The sequence below is a fragment of the Acinetobacter sp. YH12156 genome (assembly GCF_013418235.1).
Taxonomy (GTDB): domain Bacteria; phylum Pseudomonadota; class Gammaproteobacteria; order Pseudomonadales; family Moraxellaceae; genus Acinetobacter; species Acinetobacter pseudolwoffii.
In genome coordinates, this window is the sequence record NZ_VPCL01000005.1 from 110,771 (window position 1) to 130,015 (window position 19,245).

General features: G+C 42.2%; 17 protein-coding genes. 6 read left to right on the top strand and 11 right to left on the bottom strand.

Going from position 1 to position 19,245, the window contains the following annotated elements; translation table 11 throughout:
- The first annotated feature begins 152 nt into the window (after positions 1-152).
- Positions 153-1,085 carry a hypothetical protein gene (locus FTU87_RS06970; protein WP_180096883.1) on the top strand — a complete coding sequence of 311 codons (933 nt, stop codon included), beginning with the start codon at positions 153-155 and terminating at the stop codon, positions 1,083-1,085.
- Positions 1,086-1,678: 593 nt separating this feature from the next.
- On the opposite strand, the gene serC is transcribed toward FTU87_RS06970, so the two are convergent.
- Together serC and FTU87_RS06980 are read right to left on the bottom strand one after the other, a co-directional pair.
- The gene (serC, locus tag FTU87_RS06975) at positions 1,679-2,758 is read right to left on the bottom strand and encodes a 3-phosphoserine/phosphohydroxythreonine transaminase (protein WP_100355607.1); all 1,080 of its coding nucleotides are present in this window, start codon (positions 2,756-2,758) and stop codon (positions 1,679-1,681) included.
- Positions 2,759-2,898: 140 nt separating this feature from the next.
- A complete protein-coding gene (locus tag FTU87_RS06980) occupies positions 2,899-3,741 on the bottom strand; it encodes a hypothetical protein (protein ID WP_180077700.1) in 843 nt (280 codons plus the stop codon).
- A 214-nt stretch (positions 3,742-3,955) separates the two neighbouring features.
- Here FTU87_RS06980 and FTU87_RS06985 point away from each other — a divergent pair, with 214 nt between their 5' ends.
- Genes FTU87_RS06985 through FTU87_RS07000 form a run of 4 tightly spaced genes read left to right on the top strand, consistent with a single transcriptional unit; the run spans position 3,956 to position 8,788 of the window.
- The gene (locus tag FTU87_RS06985) at positions 3,956-5,422 is read left to right on the top strand and encodes a TolC family protein (protein ID WP_180096884.1); all 1,467 of its coding nucleotides are present in this window, start codon (positions 3,956-3,958) and stop codon (positions 5,420-5,422) included.
- A gap of 11 nt (positions 5,423-5,433) precedes the next feature.
- Positions 5,434-6,561, top strand: coding sequence for an HlyD family secretion protein (locus FTU87_RS06990; protein WP_180075271.1), 1,128 nt, complete (start codon positions 5,434-5,436; stop codon positions 6,559-6,561).
- Entirely contained in the window at positions 6,561-7,688 is a 1,128-nt protein-coding gene (locus FTU87_RS06995) for an ABC transporter permease (RefSeq protein ID WP_180096885.1), read from the top strand. Before FTU87_RS06990 ends, FTU87_RS06995 begins: the two co-directional genes overlap by 1 nt.
- Positions 7,688-8,788 (top strand): ABC transporter permease, encoded by a 1,101-nt coding sequence (locus tag FTU87_RS07000; RefSeq protein ID WP_100329070.1) that lies wholly within the window; start codon positions 7,688-7,690, stop codon positions 8,786-8,788. The genes FTU87_RS06995 and FTU87_RS07000 overlap by 1 nt, the downstream gene beginning before the upstream one ends.
- A gap of 33 nt (positions 8,789-8,821) precedes the next feature.
- Here the strand turns inward: FTU87_RS07000 and FTU87_RS07005 are convergent, their stop codons facing one another.
- The 6 genes from FTU87_RS07005 to FTU87_RS07030 all read right to left on the bottom strand — a co-directional run bounded on the left by FTU87_RS07005 (position 8,822) and on the right by FTU87_RS07030 (position 16,266).
- Positions 8,822-9,241: a hypothetical protein gene (locus tag FTU87_RS07005; protein WP_005097650.1), complete on the bottom strand. Its 420-nt coding sequence runs from the start codon at positions 9,239-9,241 to the stop codon at positions 8,822-8,824.
- Positions 9,242-9,309: 68 nt separating this feature from the next.
- Positions 9,310-12,303: a DNA gyrase subunit A gene (gene gyrA, locus FTU87_RS07010; RefSeq protein WP_180096886.1), complete on the bottom strand. Its 2,994-nt coding sequence runs from the start codon at positions 12,301-12,303 to the stop codon at positions 9,310-9,312.
- Positions 12,304-12,623: 320 nt separating this feature from the next.
- Positions 12,624-13,283: a hypothetical protein gene (locus tag FTU87_RS07015; protein WP_180096887.1), complete on the bottom strand. Its 660-nt coding sequence runs from the start codon at positions 13,281-13,283 to the stop codon at positions 12,624-12,626.
- Between the two features lie 153 nt (positions 13,284-13,436).
- Entirely contained in the window at positions 13,437-14,369 is a 933-nt protein-coding gene (locus FTU87_RS07020) for an FAD-binding protein (protein WP_074383378.1), read from the bottom strand.
- Positions 14,370-14,387: 18 nt separating this feature from the next.
- On the bottom strand, positions 14,388-15,140 hold the full coding sequence (locus FTU87_RS07025) for an electron transfer flavoprotein subunit beta/FixA family protein (protein WP_180096888.1): 753 nt from the start codon (positions 15,138-15,140) through the stop codon (positions 14,388-14,390).
- A gap of 520 nt (positions 15,141-15,660) precedes the next feature.
- Positions 15,661-16,266, bottom strand: coding sequence for a LysE family translocator (locus FTU87_RS07030; RefSeq protein ID WP_180050104.1), 606 nt, complete (start codon positions 16,264-16,266; stop codon positions 15,661-15,663).
- A gap of 112 nt (positions 16,267-16,378) precedes the next feature.
- Here FTU87_RS07030 and FTU87_RS07035 point away from each other — a divergent pair, with 112 nt between their 5' ends.
- A complete protein-coding gene (locus FTU87_RS07035) occupies positions 16,379-16,873 on the top strand; it encodes an Lrp/AsnC family transcriptional regulator (RefSeq protein WP_004645712.1) in 495 nt (164 codons plus the stop codon).
- A 186-nt stretch (positions 16,874-17,059) separates the two neighbouring features.
- Here the strand turns inward: FTU87_RS07035 and FTU87_RS07040 are convergent, their stop codons facing one another.
- From FTU87_RS07040 to FTU87_RS07050, 3 genes are all read right to left on the bottom strand, one after another.
- On the bottom strand, positions 17,060-17,443 hold the full coding sequence (locus tag FTU87_RS07040) for a hypothetical protein (protein WP_034608955.1): 384 nt from the start codon (positions 17,441-17,443) through the stop codon (positions 17,060-17,062).
- Positions 17,444-17,674: 231 nt separating this feature from the next.
- On the bottom strand, positions 17,675-18,610 hold the full coding sequence (xerA, locus tag FTU87_RS07045; protein WP_180096889.1) for a site-specific tyrosine recombinase/integron integrase: 936 nt from the start codon (positions 18,608-18,610) through the stop codon (positions 17,675-17,677).
- A complete protein-coding gene (locus FTU87_RS07050; protein ID WP_026056588.1) occupies positions 18,611-19,216 on the bottom strand; it encodes an alpha/beta fold hydrolase in 606 nt (201 codons plus the stop codon).
- Positions 19,217-19,245: the final 29 nt, after the last annotated feature.

Here is a 19,245-nt window from a genome sequence, read left to right on the forward strand (position 1 = left end):
TGTTTTTTGAATCTATTTGATTTGAGCAACGACTGTGATTTAGTCTAGAAAAAAATTGGCTGCATTTAATTTGAAAATTCATTCGATTGACTTGAAAAATCGCAATGACCCTCGATTAACTATAAATAAGTCATCCAAGATCAATTGTGCATATGAAAAATCAGAATAGCCCAGAGATCATCACCATTGATGATCAGAATTTCGGTAGTCACGTCGAACACTGGACATTACTCACCGAGAATCCAGGTACAGATGTGCCACAGTGGTTAGGCAAAGCTCTTGATGCGCCTATTATGCCGATGGGCATTTGCACACAAGAATGTGATATGGATGAAAATACCTGGCTGATTCAGGGGCCGAGCAAAACTGCGGTGCAATTGAGCCAAGTGATCGCCATAGAAAATAATAAGCCGCAAGCAGTAAAAACTGCATTCCCCTGCTTTGACAGTCCTTATCAGGTCAAAGCGACCATCGACCGAATTATTTCCTGCAAATCCAATACTCAGGCGGTATTACGTCTGAATCTGGGTGCCAACAATATTATTTATGCTTTCGATAGTCTGTATAGCGTCAATCATCCGCATTATGAAAAAGACCAGTCCTATGTGGTGAATCTGAATGCTTGGGCCTATGAGCTTGAAGCAGTGGCTGACCATGAACATCTGGTGGTGGATGATCCGGCTTCGATCAAGCATCACCGTGCCTTGAATGATATTCTGGCAGCCAACCAGGGCGTGGCACCCGATAATTTGCAGGAACAGATTGATGCCTGGCAGCCACACTCAGAAGAAGATAAAGCACCTGTTACTGTAGATTTCTCTAAAATGGTGGCTTATCTTTATGGTGAAACCATGGGCCAGGAAGATGAAGCCTGGTTTCAGGGCAATATTGTCGGTAAAACTGCCATGCAGTTTATGGATCAGGACTATACCCTGTATGATGTCACGCTGATTCATGATGAAGGTCAACCAGCCACCTTGATCCGGATTGCAACGCGGAATGAGCAGCATAAAAATTTCCAGATTGGTCAATATATTCGTGGAAATCTGTGGATTCAGGCCAATATTTATAGAAAATCGGCTTAAGTTAAAATAAACAAAGAAGGTCTTCTTTTTGATAGGGATCTTCTTTGTTTAATCCGTATTTTCTGTTTTTAATTTTATTTTTTTGATTATTTTTTACCCATTTTTTCTAGCTTAATAACCTATTTAAATCATTTAAAAAATCGAGTTATCCACATTGTTAAATTCACATGAATTCATTTTATACATGCAATCGAATCCTAAAAATCTTGTAAAAATAAGACTTTGATTTCGCATACGAATAAGTTCAGACAAATCCAAAGCTGATATTTAAATAAAATGAAAATTTATGAACTTTAATCAAGAATGTACTTTATTTAATCAATTTTTTATGATAAAAATACTCACAACAAATAGTATTAACGATAAATAGATCGGACAATAAATATCTATGAAAATCGTGCAAGAAGAAACATTAGACCAGGTCGAGCATCATCTTAGCTCTCGCTATAATATTGATATGATGTCATGCCTTTTTTTCATGTTGGGAATGCTGATCTGCGGCTTTACCCTGCATACTTTTATTTTTTAAATTCCCTGACATAACCGAATGCATAAAAAAACCCAGCCTATGCTGGGTTTTTACATTTCAGGGATTAACCATTGCGTTTTGCAAAGTCATCCATAAAATTCACCAAGGCTTGTACGCCCTCTAATGGCACTGCATTATAAATACTGGCACGCATACCACCGACAGAGCGGTGACCCGCAAGATTCAATAAATGCTGGGCTTCTGCTTCTTTCAGGAATTGTTTTTCAAGATCTGCATTGGCCAAAGTAAATGGCACATTCATGATTGAACGATTTTCTTTGAAGATTGGATTGGCATAAAAATCGCTTTGATCGATATAACCATAAAGCAGATTGGCTTTTTCCAGGTTCACTTTATGCATGGCTTCTACACCGCCATTTTCCAGCAACCATTCAAATACCAGACCAGACAAGTACCATGCATAAGTCGACGGCGTATTTACCATAGAACCATTTTTGGCTTGATCTGAGTATTTTAAGATACTTGGAATTTCAGCTTTGGCTTGATCCAGTAAATCTTCACGAATAATCACCAGGGTTAAACCCGCTGGGCCGATATTCTTTTGCGCGCCTGCATAGATCACACCAAATTTTGATACATCAAGTGGCGCAGATAAAATGCTTGATGAATAGTCACAAACAAGGGGCTTATCTGTTTCAGGAATAGAAGCAAACTGCAGACCACCAATGGTTTCGTTGTCTGCATAGTGCACATAGGCGGCATCGGCAGACAGCTTCCATTCGCTTTGCGCACTGATGGCATGTTTAGCATCAATTTTGATACCTGCTTCTACCACATTGATATCGCCATAGCGTTGCGCTTCTTTCAAGGCCTTTTCAGACCAGATTCCGGTATGGATATAGTCCGCTTTGTTATTTTTACCCAGCAAGTTCAATGGAATTGCCGAAAATTGTAAGGATGCGCCACCCTGCAAGAACAATACTTTGTAGTTCTCGGGAATATTCATGAGTTTGCGTAGGTCTGCTTCCGCTTTTTCAGCCACGGCCACATAGTCGGAACTACGGTGGCTCATTTCCATGATCGAAAGACCTTTGCCATGCCAGTCAAGCATTTCAGCTTGAGCTTTTTCAAGTACGGCAGTCGGTAATGCAGCAGGACCAGCACAGAAGTTGTACGCGCGCATGAGTTTTCCTTATCTATGTGAGACACAATAAAATGATGGCATTTAACCATATCTGGCAAGGTCTTGCACAAAATTATTTCAATCTCGAACTGTAATTACAGTCAAAAAATCAATGTAGATGATGAGGATACGTTTAACACTTATGTATTTCTAATTGTTTCCATTAGATCATTTATAGCTGCTTGCACCACTAACCATGAAATTTCCGTGGTATCTTTATTCGGATTAAAGTTTGATAGCATATGTTCGTAAGGATGTATCAAATTTCTAAACTCTCTTAAAGCATGTGAAAATTTTTTAACATCTACCTCAATCCATTGTAATGAATGAGCCACGTCAATCATTTCACTTAATTTCCACTCTGAAAAAGGTTTTACTTTTCCTTCGCGATTTTTTGGAGCAGAAGTAGCCTGATTGGCTTGTTTAATATTTTTATGGATAACACCTAATAAAAGTCCTTCCAATAAGCTCCCCATAAGAATTACTGCCGAAAGATTTGCATTAGCTCCAATACAACGTTGAATTTCATCCCAACGATAATCGAGTATCTCTCCTACCCCTGATTCTAAACCTAATGCTACAAAATTAGGTCGTGCAATGGGCTTTAATTCAGGCTCTGACTTGTCTTGAAAATCTATCTGAATTCTTCTGAATTTTGGCTCCACCCCCTGCAAAATAATTTCAAAACCTTCAGGATATAAAATTTCATTTAACAATTTCAATGCAGCACTAATTTTTGAACGATTCCCTCCATATTCTTTAGGAGAAGCAAGCCTCTTAAGCACATCAGCAATTTGATTTTTATTAAAATTATTTAGCTGCTCATATACCCATTTAGATCTTGTTGTTCCATCATGGTAGATCATAATTCCTACACGATGAAAGAATGATGTCAGCTCACTACTAGATCTATAAATTGGATAAATTTCTGGATTAGTTCCACAAATAAATTCAGCTATATTTTCTAAAGTTGTTTTATCCATTTTTATATTTAAGCAATAATTTTTTGTGTTTATATTTTACACACAAACCATTTTAACTCTAAGTATATTTCAAAAGATTCATAGTCCTTTCATCAGTAGTTGAAATACAGATGTAAAATAAACAATACTACAACCATGCCCCTTACTGAGCTGCAAACCACTGATTTATAATGTACACAAATCAACTTATTCTTCACTTTGGCCATCTGCTTGCATGAATATGACGAACTATAAAAGTAAATTATTTTTGGGGTGTGGATTATTGTCAGGCCTATGGTTGAATAGCCAGAGTCTATACGCCCAGACTTTGAGTTTTCAAGACGCCGAAAAACAGTTATTGCAGTCTTCTTACAGCAGTCAGGCCTATCAAAGCTTGGAACAAGCCTCGAAACTTGAAGCTGAAGCGGTAAAAGGTTTGGGATTACCACGTGTCGATCTGAATGTGCGTGCTTATGCCTTTCGTAATGAATTAGATATTCCTTTGGGTGCTCTTAAAAACAACTTGGAGCAATCTCTCACCAATGGCTTAAATAATAAAATTGATGAGTTTAATTTAGCTGAGAATATTGCCAATCCTTTAAAAGAAGGTTTACAACAACCGATTCATGACGGTGTAGGCTTAATTCCCGATACCTCCAAGGTCGTACTCGAAGATCAAGTGATTCGTCCTACCGTGTCCATGATGATGCCGCTTTATACCGGTGGTTTGACTCATAGCGCCAAGGAGATTGCCAATCTTCAGGTCGGTCGCAGTCAGCTCAGTAATCAACAGCAACAAGACACGCAGCGTTTCGAACTGATTCAAAGTTATTTTAATGTGCAACTGCAAAAGCAACTCCATGCAGCAGCAGTATTTAATCTGAATGCCATGCAACAGCATTATCGCAATGCCTTAAAAATGGAACAGCAAGGTTTTATTAGCAAAGGCCAGCGCATGCAGTTTGAAGTGGCGCGTAATAATGCCGAGCGCAGTCAGCAAAATATGCAAACCAATTTAAATGCCAGTCTATTTCAACTGAATAATCTGCTGCAACAAAGCAGTATCACTGAACTGTCGACACCTTTATTTGTCAATCAGACCGAGCCACAGGCTTTAAATCAACTACTGAAAACCTTTAGTCAAAACTCTGCGCTGATTCAAAAAATGCAGCTAGATACCCAATTAGCACAAGCCAATGTCAAAGCTCAGCAAGCAGCAAAAAAACCCAATGTCTTTGCTTTTGGTGAATATAGTTTGGATCAGAATCAAAACTGGATTGTCGGTGTTGCCGCACGCTATAACCTGTTTTCAGGGATTGATAAAAACAAAAATATTCAGGCGGCCGAGCTCAAACGCTATGCCACAGAACTGCTCACCTCACGCACCCAGCAAGAGATTGAAAACCTGATTTATAAATCTTATAGCGAAGCCTTGAGTGCACAGCAAAGTCATGCTTTGTTGGAACAAAATCTAAAAGCTGCGCAGGAAAATTTACGCATTCAAGAGTTGTCCTTTAAAGAGGATATCGGAATAGCAACACAGGTCATTGATGCCCAAAACATGCTTAGCGGGCTACGAGCCGAAACTGCATTGAATGCCTATAAATATGTGATGTCACTGGCCACCCTGTTACAAAGCCATGGCTCGATTGCAGAATTTCCCAATTATATTCAACACACCAATACCCACTATATTCGCTAATGGAGCCGAACATGAACGACGATCAAAAACCCAATGATCCTGTGAATGAAGCGGTTTCATCTACCGAAACAGAAAGCTCTCCCGCTCCACAGACCCAATCAGCAACGCTAGAGGAAAATCACGCGACGACCTCGACCGATGAGCAGCCTCCTGAAATCTCCAAAAAGAAAAAATATCTACTGCTGGCGTTGCTGCCTATTCTGCTGGCCGTGATTATTTTTGGATTATGGAAAAGCTATCAACCGACGCCGATTGAATTGCAAGGTCGTGTCGAGGCTGAAACGATTCAGGTGGCCACCAAAGTGCCAAGCCGGATTGAAGAAATCTATGTGGAAGAAGGTCAGCGAGTTAAAAAAGGCGATGTTCTGGTTCGCTTAAATAGCCCGGAAATTGCAGCTAAAAAACAGCAAGCTACAGCAGCTTTACAATCGGCTTTGGCCTTACAGTCCACAGCTGAACGTGGCTCGCAGGAAGAAAATGTCGCGAGTCTGTATGCCAACTGGCAATCGCTAAAAGCACAGCAAAATCTCGCCACAGTATCTTATCAGCGTGGGGAAAATCTATTTAAGGAAGGTGTGATTTCACGTCAGCGCCGTGATGAACTGTATGCAGCCAGTCAATCTGCGCTAGAAATGACTGAGGCCGCCTATCAGCAATATGCACGTGCCAAGCGTGGCAGCACCCCGCAGCAAAAGAGTTCAGCCGATGCACAAGTAGACATTGCCCAGGCTGCTCTAAACGAAGCCAATGCGCTAGAAGCAGAAACCGAATTGCTGGCCCCCGTCAATGGAACGGTGTCTAAAACTTATGGCAAAATATCTGAGCTGGTCGCAACCGCAGTGCCCGTGGTCAGCCTGATTGAAGAGAAGATGTGGGTAAGCCTGAATATTCGCGAAGACCAGTATGCTCCATTTCAAAAATTAGAAAGCATTCAAGGTTATATTCCAGCCTTGGATCAAACAGCCAGTTTTCAGATCAAAAGTATTAGCGCTGAAGGTGAGTTTGCCACCATTAAAACCACCCGCCAAACCGGCGGCTATGATGTGAGAAGTTTTAAACTGCATTTGCTACCGACACAAACCATACCTGAACTGAAAGTCGGTATGAGCGTATTATTTAAACTTAAAGAGACACCCTAATGTGGCTGGGTATATGGCGCGAACTACGCTATTTGCTCCGAGAAAAATGGGATCTGTGCCTGGTTACGCTGGCACCCGCTCTGGTAATTATTTTATTCAGCAGCATGTTTGCGCAGGGCAAGCCTACTCATTTACCCATTGCCATTATTGATCAAGACCGAAGTGCGCTCAGCCGAAGCATCTATCAACATGTCTCGCTCAATCATACCCTTAAAATTGAAACGGTATCCCAGCAAGTCGCTGAAGTTGAACACCTACTGAATGAAAATAAAATTTGGGGTTATATCCATATTCCAAATGGTGCCGAACAACGTTTTGTTCGTGCTCAGGATGCAGAAATTAGCATTGCCTTTAACCAGAGTTATTTCAGTATCGGCAATACAATTTCTTCAGCCATGCTGGTGAGTACCTTACAAGCCCTAGCTGAGTTTACTGAACAGCACTATCTGGTGAATCGACTGCCCTATATCCAAGCACCGATACCACAGATCAAGATCTCACCTTTGTATAATCCGCAATTGAATTATGAGTTATATCTAGAACCTTATGTCATTCTCGCAGTTCTGCATTTACTGCTGTGTTGTTGTGTGGCATTTTCCGTCGGTCAGGAACTGAAGCGGCAGACCTTAACAAGCTGGATTAGCAACTCATCCATCTGGATGGCTTTAGTGTCTAAAAATCTGGTCTATGTGGCTATTTTTAGTCTATGGACTTGGGCGTGGATGTTTTGGATGATTGAAATTCGCGGCTGGTTTGTTGCCGGTTCGCTTGGTCTGATTTTATTGGCACAATTGCTGCTGTATAGCGCCTATGCATTTTTAAGCGCTGCGGTGGTGCTGGCCACCCAAGATTTAAGTAAATCTTTCGGCTTGATTGCTGTATATGGTGGGTCATCGTTAAGCTTTGCCGGGGTGACTTTACCCTTAAATAATGCGCCCCTATTCACCCAGTTTTGGGCCAATATTATCCCCTTTACTCCTTATGCCAAATTACAAACTGAACAATGGATGATTGGCAGTCCAGTGCAGATTTCACTGCAAGCTATATGGATCTTGTTGGCCTATGTGGTGGTGTACGCACTGCTAGCCTATATTTTTCTCAAGAAAATAGCCAAAGGAGCGGCCTGATGAAATCCCTTTGGTTTTATTATCTGCGCAGCTTTAAAGATATTGCCAGCCACGGCGCTATCTTTACCACGCTGATTTTATCAGTGGTGTTTTATAGCTTCTTTTATCCCTTTGCTTATCAGGCACAGCAAGCCGAAGCCTTACCGATTATTATTGTTGATGCAGAACAAAGTCACTTGAGCGCGCGGATTATTAGCCAAGTCCGTCAAAGCCCGGATGTTGAAATCAAGGCGATTACCAGCAATTTCGCCGAAGCCAAAACATGGGTTGAATCGCAACAAGCGGATGGGATTTTGCTGCTACCGGACAATTTATCGCAAACGTTAAGGCATGGTGAAACGGGTGGAATAGGACTGTACTTAAGTGCTGCCAATTTTTTAGTCACCAAACAGATGGGGATCGGTTTAGCGACCTCTCTTGAGCAGACCTTGGCAGACTATGCTGAACGTTTTGGCCAGGTTTCAGATTTTTCTCCTGCCCTATCAGTGCATCAGATTCCATTGTTTAATCCGCTCTCCGGCTATGGCAGTTATGTCTTTCCTGCGGTCGCCCCTCTCATCATTCATCAGACCATTTTTTTAGGTTTGAATATGCTGATTCTGGTGTACCGCGAAAGAAAAGTGCAGTTAAACTCAAATGCGTTGATTGGGCTATGTTTAGCGATATTGAGCATTGGCTGTCTGGGTTGTTTTTATTTATTTGGATTTACCTTTTGGTTATTTGATTATCCGCGAGGGGGTAACCTATTCGGCATGCTGCTGGCTGTGCCGGTTTTCGTTTATACTGTGATTGGAATCACCTGCCTATTTGCCAGTTTTCTGGATATGCCGGAACGCGCTGGACATGTAATTGTTTTTACTTCTATCCCTCTATTTTTTTTATCCGGTGCTGCCTGGCCACATGCAGCTATGCCCATCTGGATGCAAGTGATCGCTGAGATACTGCCTTCTACCCAAATGGTGCAGATGTTTATTCAACTGAATCAGATGGGTGTACCGACCGCACTGATTTTGCCTAAACTGATATATCTGGGGCTGATAGGCAGTTTATGTTTTTTCTTGGCTTATCGACGTTTGATTCAAGTGAGTCAAAGCAGATAAAGCATTGGATTTATGCTGTCATCAACTTATGGATTAAGATTCGCCAAAGACCTGAATATTAAAATTACGAATCTTGTTGCTACCATTCGGCTGGTCGAAACTGACATCATACTGCACCAGATTATTTGGATAGGCAATTTCATAGCTGATCTTATATTGGCCAGGCTGGTTGGTTGCTTCTTCAATCTGCTTGGTCATTAAAGTTTTAGACTTGTACTCACCTTGCGGAATTGAACGTGAAAAGCGTTTCATCAGCTTTTCGTTGTCCTTAAACTGTGTTTGCAATTGCGGCTCTAGCTGATCCAGAAACTCGTCATATTTCCCATCACGCAAATCCTCATAGGCCAGCTGTGCTGCCTGTTCCTGCTCAGGACTTGGGTTTGGAATATTGTCCATTGAGTTACAGCCACTTAATGCAACTGCTGCCGCTAACAACATTGATTGGGTTTTCATCGCTTACCTTCATTCAGTCAAGATTTATAAAAAAGGACGCCGAAGCGCCCTTTTTATCAATAGAACACTTATTCTTCTACTGAGTTTTCACCATCTTTTTCAACATGTTCAGCTACTGTATCTGTTTCAGTCGCTACATCTGTTTCTGCTACTAAAGATTCTTCACCTTCAATCGCTTCAACAAACTCATCTTCTTCAACAGCTTCAACTGAAACCACACCAACCAGTAACTCTTCATTACCGAGACGGATCAGACGAACACCTTGTGCATTACGACCGGTTTGAGCCACTTCAGAGGCACGGGTACGAACCAAAGTACCGCCATCGGAAATTAACATCAGCTCTTTAGATGCATCAATCGCTACTGCACCGACCAACTGACCATTACGTTCTGAGGTCTTGAGTGCAATCACACCCTTACCGCCACGTTTCTTGGTCGGGAAGTCATCCACCGGGGTACGTTTACCATAACCATTTTCAGAAGCACACAATACTTCACCAGTTTCAGGGACAACGACTAAAGACACAATCCGGCTGATCAATGCTGAATCTGCAGCATCTTCATCATCAGACTCAATCTCAGTTTCTTCGCTTTCTTCCAGCAAGGCTGCTGCACCGATGGTCACGCGCATACCGCGCACACCTTTGGCTGAACGACCCATTGAACGTACATCAGTCTCTGCGAAGCGAATGGCTTTACCTTCGTTCGAGAACAACATGATTTGCTGTTCGCCGTCAGTAATCGCAACACCAATTAAAGTGTCATCGCCATTCAGTTCAATCGCACGTAAACCGTTTGAACGCACATTCGAGAACTGTTCAAGTTCTACACGTTTAATCGTACCGTATTCAGTCGCCATAAACACATAGAAGTTTTTACGAACCGCTTCAGCCTGCTGTGCAAAATCATTGATGATGTCATCATCAAGATCGGTCGTTGAAAGTTCTAAACCTAGCTCTTTCAATTGAACACGAAGTGCATCAGAAATATCATCCGCACCCTCTTCAGATTCAGCAAGTGCCGCTTCAAGTGCCGTAAAGTGACCATTAATCACTTCATTGCTTTGCAGTTGTGCAGCATTGGCTTTTACGAAGGCTTTGAAGTCCGCCAGACGTTCTTTGAATTTCTTCGGTGCATCAATCACCGGTAAAATTGCGGTAATGGTCTCGTTTTCGTCTAATGGCAACAAGTTCACCATTGGGCGACCTTTGGCACCACGTGATGCTTGTGGCACTTCATACACTTTCAGACGATAGACTTTACCAACGTTGGTAAAGCAAAGTACCGTCGCATGACTTGACGTCACAATCAGATGTTGAATGTAATCGTCTTCTTTCATGCTGGTTGCAGACTTGCCACGACCACCACGACGCTGTGCGGCGTAGTCAGACAATGGTTGAGTTTTCGCATAACCTGTTTTTGAAACCGTCAGCACCATTTGCTCTTCAGGAATCAGATCTTCACGAGAGAAATCGATACGTGATTCAACAATCGAGGTTTTACGTGCATCACCATATTGCTGAAGAATCAAAGCCAATTCTTCACGAATTACGTTCATCAACAGATTAAAGTCATTTAAAATTGCAGTCAGTTCAGCAATTTGCGCCAGAATTTCACTATATTCAGCATGTAACTTGTCTTGTTCAAGACCGGTTAAACGATGCAGACGCAGTTCCATAATCGCATTGACTTGGGTGGGTGACAGACGATAAATATCGCCATCCAGACCAAACGGACGACTTGGGTCTTCACCTTCAATCTCATCCGGACGTACAGAAACTGAGCCAGCTTTTTCTAGCAATGCCAATACACCGCCACCTGTCCACTCACCTGCCTGCAAACGCTCACGTGCTTCAGCCGGGTTTGCAGAACTCTTGATAGTTTCGATGATGGCATCAATATTCGCCAGAGCAACGGTTAAACCTTCCAAGATATGACCACGTTCACGCGCTTTGCGTAATTCGAACATGGTACGGCGCGTTACCACTTCCTGACGGTGACGGATAAACGCTGCAATAATATCTTTCAGGTTCATCAGTTTAGGCTGGCCATTATCCAGGCAGACCATGTTGATGCTGAAAGAGTTTTCAAGTTGCGTGTTCTGGAACAGGTTGTTCACGATCACTTCGGCATTTTCGCCACGTTTCAAGTCAATCGCGATACGCATACCGTCTTTATCCGACTCGTCACGCAGCTCGGAAATACCTTCCAGTTTTTTCTCTTTAACCAGTTCAGCAATACGCTCAATGGTTTTTGCTTTATTGACCTGATATGGAATTTCCGTAAACACGATCGTGGTACGGCCATTCTTTGGATCTTCTTCGAAGTGATACTTGCCACGGATGTGTAAACGGCCTTTACCGGTACGGTAGGCATCCACGATGCCCGATTTACCGTAAATAATACCACCTGTCGGGAAGTCCGGACCAGAAATGTGTTCCATCAACCCTTCGATGCTGATCTGGGGATCATTGGCATAGGCCAGACACGCATTCACAACTTCAGTCATGTTATGCGGCGCCATATTGGTCGCCATACCCACCGCAATACCGGTTACACCATTAACCAGTAAGTTCGGTACACGGGTGGGCATCACCTGAGGAATACGCTCAGAGCCATCGTAGTTGTCTTCCCACTCGACGGTATCTTTTTCAAGATCCGCCAAGAGTTCGTGGGTCAGTTTACGCATACGCACTTCGGTATAACGCATCGCTGCTGCGCTGTCGCCATCGACCGAACCAAAGTTACCCTGACCATCGACCAACTGGTAACGCAAACTGAAATCTTGTGCCATACGTACAATGGTTTCGTATACGGCATAGTCACCATGCGGGTGATATTTACCGATCACGTCACCGACGACACGTGCAGACTTTTTATAAGCTTTGTTATAGTCATTGCCTAATTCGTGCATTGCGAAAAGCACACGACGATGAACAGGTTTTAAACCATCTCGTACATCGGGCAATGCACGTGACACAATCACGCTCATCGCATAATCGAGATATGAGCTTTTAAGTTCATCCTCAATGGCAATCGGTCTAATTTCCGATACGCTCATGCATACTCCTTATTCTACAAGCCAGTTTTGGCTTGTATTTATATGTCGTAAAACTAGCAAAATCATTAACTCAAACGACTGAGTTAAAAACTAAAATACAGCCCTAAATTATAGCATAAACACTTGTATTTTTGTGTCGAAATATTCAGCTTAACCTTGTTAATTATCTTCATTTTAGTGGTCATTTTCCTGTTATTTCAGCGTCAAAAACAAGTGCACCACATCCATATTTTTTTGCACCCAAAATATACATAAAAACAGCAGTGCAAAAAAAAGATGCACACACAAAATGGGCATCTTCCTTAGATTTAATCTGTCTTTTAATGCGCTTGACTCAGTACCTTGCGATAAGTCAGCACCGCCACAATCAATAGAATCGGCAATAGCACCTCCACCCCTTCCTCAATGGTCATGATCATGACCTGCGTATGTGGTATGAGCTGAATATTGAATTCCTCCCTGAGGGTTGACGTCGTGCGATCCAGAACCTTGCTCAGTCCGCCACAGGCAATGGTCAGGAAGATAAAAAAATGCGCAATATTCAAAGAATCTTTCATGCTGCGTATGGTGTTTACCAATTTTTTTGCCAGTACCAGAAAGACAAAAATAATGCCGAGCAATAAAATAAAGCCCAGCAGCTTGTCCATGAGCGGAATTTCAGCACTGCGATAGAAATTGGTTTTAATAAAGCTGTCGTCAAACAGTCGCTTATGAAAGTCCATTTCCCTGAAGCCCAACAATATCGCAGCAGCAGCGGTAAATATCCGGGTATTCAGTTTAATTTCAGTATTTAGCAGACACAGCATGGCCAGCAAGTACCATAGCCAAGGACTAAGCACTTCAAAAGCGCCCGACTCACTGAATAAATACTGGGTTACTGACAGCGGTGCATTCAACGCAGTATGCACACAAATACTCACATAGAGCGCAATCAGCAGGAAACTAATAAACAGGATATGAGCGGTTCTGGAAAAGGACATGATCAAAACAGGAGAAAAAGCAAAGCAGGATTTTATCACTTTTCATCCAAATCACATACTCTAGTTTCGACTGCCGAGTATCTTTAAAAATTTTCCAATAAAAAACGCCTCTTGGTACCGAGACTAAGAGGCGTTTTAAACTGTATTCAGGAATTAGATTTTAGAAACCAATTCAGGAATAACAGTGTTCAAGTCACCAACTAACCAGTAGTCAGCCACTGCATTGATTGGCGCTTCTTCATCTTTGTTGATCGCAACGATCACTTTAGATTCTTTCATACCGGCCAAATGCTGAATTGCACCAGAAATACCGACAGCGATGTACAGGTCAGGTGCAACGATTTTACCGGTTTGACCAACCTGCATATCGTTAGGAACGAAGCCAGCATCTACTGCAGCACGTGATGCACCTTGTGCAGCACCAAGCTTGTCCGCCAATGGATCAAGGATCGCGTGATAGTTCTCACCAGAACCCACACCACGACCACCAGACACCACAATGCGAGCAGCTGTTAATTCAGGACGCTCAGACTTCACGATTTCTTCGTTGATAAACTTAGAAATGCCTGCATCGCCAGCAACAGTCGCAGCTTCTACAGAGGCAGAACCACCTTCAGCAGCAACAGCATCAAATGCTGTACCACGAACAGTTGCCAGTACGACATTTTCGCCCGACTCTACAGTTGCAATCGCGTTGCCTGCATAGATCGGACGCTTGAATGTTTTAGGACCATCGACTGCGATGATGTCGGTAATCATGCTCACATCAAGAAGCGCAGCTGCACGTGGTAAAATGTTTTTACCAGTGGTAGTCGAAGCAGCAAGAATATGGCTATAACCTTTGCCTAATTCAGCAACCAGTTTCGCTACGTTTTCAGCCAGCTGGTTTGCATAAGCAGCATCATCAGCAAGTACGACTTTGCTTACACCCGCAACTTTCGCTGCTTGATCAGCAACTGCTTGAGCGCCAGAACCAGCAACCAATACAGTGATATCACCACCGATTTTTTGCGCCGCAGCAACAACGTTTAAAGTAGCAGCGTTTAATGCTTTGTTGTCGTGCTCAGCGATAACTAAAATACTCATGATTTTTATCCTTCTGTATTAGATCACTTTCGCTTCGTTTTTCAATTTGTCTACAAGCTCGTCTACAGACTTCACTTGTACGCCAGCTTTACGCTCTGCAGGTGATTCAACTTTTACTGTTTTCAGTTTAGTTGTGGTCGTTACACCAAAATCTGCAGGCAACTTGTTATCAAGCGGTTTTTTACGCGCTTTCATGATGTTTGGAAGCGCTGCATAACGTGGCTCGTTCAAACGCAAGTCAGTGGTAATAATGGCTGGAAGTGCAAGTTCAACAGTTTGTAAACCACCGTCTACTTCACGTGTTACTTGTACTTTGTCGCCATCTACTTTCACTTCAGAAGCAAATGTACCTTGGCCCGCACCCATTAGAGCGCCAAGCATCTGACCAACCTGATTAGAGTCGTCATCAATGGCTTGCTTACCTAGAAGGATTAATTGTGGTTGTTCAGCTTCAACAACACCTTTCAGGATTTTAGCAATTTCTAGCGCACCGAGCTGGCTGTCATCAGCTTCAACCAGAATACCGCGGTCAGCACCAAGCGCCATTGCAGAACGGATCTGTTCTTGCGCTTCTTTAGGACCAATAGAAACAACAATGATTTCTGAAACAGTTCCTTTTTCTTTTAAACGAACCGCTTCTTCCACTGCGATTTCACAGAATGGGTTAATTGACATTTTAACGTTGGTTAAGTCAACACCACTGTTGTCCGGTTTAACACGAACTTTAACGTTGGCATCAACCACACGTTTTACAGCAACAAGAGCCTTCATGTAATCCTCGGCTGTTTTAGCAAATGTAAATGTTGAGAAAAGTTAGTGTAACTCTTCACTTAAATTTTTTTAGGTGCCCTATCTTGCAATGTGTACGGCATTTCGGTCAAGTCACAATTCAACAAAGAGCTGTAAAAATGCGTAAATTTACCTGAACGATGCGTTCACAATTAATTGTTATCCATTTATTACAATGAAATGTATAAACATTTACTTAAAATTTAAGCATTGATTTATATTATTTTTTTATTTGATTAGTCACATCAATAGTTCTGATTGAAAAGCTGTACGCAAAATAAAATGAAAGTAGTTGGCAGCAAAACTGGCAGGATGAACCCACAATCATATTTGTCATTTTAGACAGAAATCTTCTTTGAAACGGATTTGGCCCACTAAAAAGACCAATTGACTGAATAAGCAACCCGCTCACTTATAGATACGCCAGGAAAGTCATCTCTTTTTCAAATGCTTTTAACCATAAAAAAGCATACTGTGAAAAGTATGCTTTTTTGAATCGGGCTTAATTGATGATGAGCCAGCTTGCTGCAAGCGCCAATAAACCACCAGAACTTCCGTCTACCCATTTTTGTTTACGTTCATCAATCTGGGTTTTCTGGCTGATTTTGCTGAACAAAATACTTAAGCCACAATACACCACAAAAATTAGACCAATAAAAATAAAGGACAGAATCAAACCTTGACTGACAGTATTGGCCGATTTATCAATAAACTGCGGCAAAATCGCAAAATAAATCAGCATGCCTTTCGGGTTTAATAACGCAGTAAAAAAACCTTTTTGAATCGGATTGGCTGACGTCTTTTTCTCAATGTTCAGCACATTTTTACTGAATACTGACTTGAACAGGCCAAAGGCCAGATACAGCAGATAAGCAATTCCGAGCCAGCGAATCGTTTCAAACAGCACCGGAAAGGACACAATAATCGCGGCAATTCCGAGTGCGACCAGAATCGAATGCACCAGATAACCACAACACACACCGACAGTCGCCATCATGCCTGCTTTTGCATCTTTACCCATCACTTGAGACAGGATAAATAACATATCGGGTCCAGGCGTAAAAATCAGGGGAAGCACGGTCAGTGCAAAGAGTACAAATACAGACATTTCCTTTTCCTTTCAAACTCCAGAAAGTGAAACAAGTATCTGCGATTTTTTACAAAATTGGCTTTCAATTTATTTTATAATAAGTCTTATTTTTCGAATATTATTCTAATTTATGAAAATATCCACCAAGTCTGTGCGAGTAAAACTTGATCGAATTGATAAAAATATCATTCGACACTTACAAGCCAATGGCCGTATTCAGAATAATGATCTGGCGCGGGAAATTGGACTTTCACCTTCCTCCTGTTTGCGGCGGGTCAAATTACTGGAAGATGCGGGTGTGATTCAGAATTACACCACCATTGTCGATCAACAGAAAATTGGCTTTCAGCTGATTTTGTTTTCACGGATTTGGCTGGTCGGTCAAGATGCTGAAACCATTGACACCTTTATTGAGGCCATGAAAGAACTGCCTCAGGTGATGGAGTGCTATATCATTTTGGGAGAGAGTGATGCCATGCTGAAGGTTGTGGTGCCTGATCTGGAAAGTTACCGTAAATTCCAGTCGACCCATCTGACTAAAAAAAATGGTATTACCAGTGTTAAAACCGATTTACCTAGTCAGATTATTAAACAGAGTTTCCAATTGCCTTTAGAGGATTTATAAACGAATGGATTAAGAATGGCGACGGCGTATTTTTAATTCCAGCGCTAAATAATCATAGCCAGCTTAAATCACCCGCTATGTTGCAGATAGATAGATCGCAAGTTTGACGATAAGAAAAATATCAGGTTGCCTTGTTTAAAGACAACCTTTTTCTTGAGTAAAGCCGAGATACTAGGGAGTTTAAGTTTAGGCAGTTACCTGTGCTAAAAAATCACGATGAATATGGCTTAAATCCACCAATTCATAGTCTGATAATTCAAAAACTGTCCAAATCGCAATCGCATCTTCTTTTAAATCGACCGCTTGGGTGGCACGATTCGACACTTGCCACTGTAAATCAGAAATCCATAAATAGTATTGTCCTGTCATTGCATTAAATGCCTGAACTTTACCATCGGCATTAATCCCTTGAATGATGGCACCTTCAGGTAAAGTCGCTGCAAGACTCGGTAAGCTAATGTCCACAAAATGCTTGATTTGTCGCAAACCATAACCGGCAAACATTTCTTTTTGAGCTGCGCTTAACTGTGCATATTTTTGTTCTATATCTGCAATCACTATTGTGTCCATATCAATTCCCATCCGCCAAATGCTGAGACTTTGCTCAGTCATACTTCATTTTAAATATTAATTACTCGTTCTTGTTATACCTGAAATGACGCATTTAACGAATAAGACAATAGTGAAATGCCCCAACAGAACGCCAGTTTTCAGTTCAATTCCATTTTAAGGTTTAAATATGAAAGTTTTATGCCAAAAATATATATTCATGATTTTTACTTTCTACCACTTGGCGCATGATCAATCCTTTTTATGCTGTGCACGCGGATGCGCCTGATCATAAATTTGTGCCAGATGATCAAAATCGACATGGGTATAAATCTGGGTGGTGCTTAAATTACTGTGGCCCAGCATTTCCTGAACCGCACGTAAGTCGCGGCTATTCGACAGCATATGACTGGCAAAGCAGTGACGTAACAAATGCGGATGTAAATCCACATTGACGCCTGCGCGCTGCGCCTGAAACTTGACCCGATTTTCAATTTGGCGTGCACCCAGTGGATTGCCCTTCTGGGTAATAAATACATTCGCCTCTGGCACAAAGTCGCCATTCCAGCGTGGATAAAGCTGTAACCAGGCCATGACACTTGCTTTGGCCTTGGAGCCGAAAGGCACAATCCGGGTTTTATTACCTTTACCAGTAATACGTAACAACTGCCGGTTAAAGTCGATATCTTTGATTCTGAGGTTTTGTAATTCGGCCAGACGCAACCCACTGGAATACAGCAACTCCAGAATCGCTTTGTCCCGGAGCCACATTTGCTGCTGGATTTCATTTTCAGGCGCAGGCTGATCGATGATCTGATTCACGGTTTCAATGTCTACCATGCCCGGCAAAGGACGCGATTGGCGCTTTAACTGAAAATCATCAGCCGGATTAAAAGCGAGATGCTGGGCCTGCTCTGCCCATTTCATAAACTGGCGAATGGACGACAGCATGCGCTGAAGACTGCTGGGACTCAGCTGATGCTGTTCGACTTTTTCAGCCAGAAACTGGCGCAGGTCTGTGGCTTCTACATCATTTAAATTGAGCTGCTCACGCTGGCAAAACTCTAAAAAATCCGAGACATCACGAGCATAGGCCTGCAAGGTATGTTTAGACTGGTTCTGGATTTCACGTTCTTTCAGCCACATATTGATCAAAAGTTGAGGGGGCACAGTCACTGCCTGCTCCATTTAAAGTTGCTCCAGATAATCTTGAATCAGTGCTGCCACCTGATCTGCATGAGTGTGGGCAAAGAAATGATTTCCGCCTTGGATGATATGCAGTTTTGCATGTTTAAATATTTTTTCTAAGTATTGTCCTACTTGAATCGTGCTTAGAGGATCATGATCTGCCCAAATTAGCAAAATGGGAATTTCAAGACCGGCGAGCTGATCAGGATTAAATTCAGTGTGATCTTGTACAAACCAGTTCGGTACTGCTTTAAACTGTTCACGATAATCTGTTCGCCAGTCGGCACAGTGAAATCTCTTCAAATTTAAACCGCCTGATGTCGCCAACAATACCAGCCCTTTGACTTTTTGCGGATGCTTAAGCGCCAACCCAACTGCCAGTACACCACCCATCGACTGGGCAATCAGAATGGAGTCATCCTGAATCTGCCTATTTACTAGTTCTTGCAAATCATACAGGTTTTGAATGGCTACATTTGGCGCTACCCCATCAAATCCTGGATAGGCAATGACCTGCTGATCTGGATATTCGGTTAATGCTGCCCTTAACGGCTGCCAAAAACCTTGGCTGCCAGATGCACCCGGTAAAAATACAAGCTGATTCATGAAGGCATAATCATGCATATTAAATTTCA